Annotated in this window: 1 rRNA gene; it reads right to left on the bottom strand. The window is 53.7% G+C overall.

Annotated features, from left to right (window positions below):
* Positions 1 to 1,606: ribosomal RNA gene (locus tag B5E79_RS13215) — 23S ribosomal RNA — on the bottom strand; the annotation flags it as partial.

Raw genomic sequence — 1,606 nt, 5'->3', positions numbered from 1 at the left:
CAGTCGCTTGGGCCGTTTCACTGCGGCTCAGCTTCCACTGAGCACTCCTTCTCCCTAAGTTACGGAGTCATTTTGCAGAGTTCCTTAGCTATAGTTCTCTCGCTCACCTTAGGATTCTCTCCTCACCCATGTGTGTCCATTTTCGGTACGGGCTGTCTGCAGTTTTGCTAGAAGCTTTTCTTGGAAGCCGGCTTTGGCCTCTTCTGTACTTATCGCAATGTTCCATCCGCGTCACGCCTTCGGGTTATGCCATCCGGATTTGCCTGGATGACCCCTACCTCGCTTGCTCCAGCTCTTCCAGCCGCTGGTTGGCCTAGCCGTCTCCGTCACTCCTTCACCCACAGCCAGGTACGGGAATCTCTACCCGTTGTCCATCGGCTACGCCTCTCGGCCTCGCCTTAGGTCCCGACTTACCCAGAGCGGACGAACCTTCCTCTGGAAACCTTGGGTCTTCGGTGCGTGGGATTCTCACCCACGTGCCGCTACTCACACCGGCATTCTCTCTTCCACACGCTCCAGATGTCCTTTCGATCATCCTTCCTCGCTGTCTGGAACGCTCCCCTACCACTTACTTTCGTAAATCCATAGCTTCGGTATCATGCTTAGCCCCGGTAAATTTTCGGCGCAGAGTCATTCGACCAGTGAGCTGTTACGCACTCTTTGAAGGATGGCTGCTTCTGAGCCAACCTCCTGGTTGTCTGTACATCTCCACATCCTTTTCCACTTAGCATGTATTTGGGGACCTTAGCTGATGGTCTGGGCTGTTTCCCTCTTGACCATGGACCTTATCACCCATGGTCTGACTGCCGCTCATCGTCTCCATGACATTCGGAGTTTGATTATGCTCAGTACCTCGGGATGAGGCCATCACATATTCAGTGCTCTACCTTCATGGCACTTCCTGCGACGCTAGCCCTAAAGCTATTTCGGGGAGAACCAGCTATCTCCGGGTTCGTTTGGAATTTCACCCCTAGCCACAATTCATCCGCCAACGTTTCAACGGGGGTCGGTTCGGTCCTCCATCGGGTCTTACCCCGACTTCAACCTGATCATGGCTAGATCACCCGGTTTCGGGTCTATGACATGCAACTTTCGCCCTCTTAAGACTCGCTTTCGCTTCGGCTCCGCATCTCCTGCTTAACCTCGCTCCATATCATAACTCGCCGGCTCATTCTACAAAAGGCACGCCATCACCCTTTAACGGGCTCTGACTTCTTGTAAGCATATGGTTTCAGGTTCTATTTCACTCCCCTCCCGGGGTTCTTTTCACCTTTCCCTCACGGTACTGGTTCACTATCGCTCACCAGGGAGTATTTAGCCTTTCGAGATGGTCCTCGATCCTTCCGTCAGGATTCCTCGTGCCCCGACGTACTCAGGGTCTGCCTCGCCCTGCTTCACGACTTCGGATACGGGAGTTTCACCCTCTTCGCTGCGCCTTCCCCTGCGCTTCTCCTGTCATGTCGCATCGACTTTCTCGGCAGCCCTATAACCCCATCATCTGATGGTTTGGGCTCCTCCGCTTTCGCTCGCCACTACTTACGGAATCGTTTTTACTTTCTTCTCCTGCAGGTACTGAGATGTTTCAGTTCCCTGCGTATTGCCTCGC

Source organism: Massilimicrobiota sp. An134, from assembly GCF_002160815.1.
Lineage (GTDB): Bacteria > Bacillota_I > Bacilli_A > Erysipelotrichales > Coprobacillaceae > Allocoprobacillus > Allocoprobacillus merdigallinarum.
This window is presented reverse-complemented; position numbering and strand designations above follow the sequence as displayed.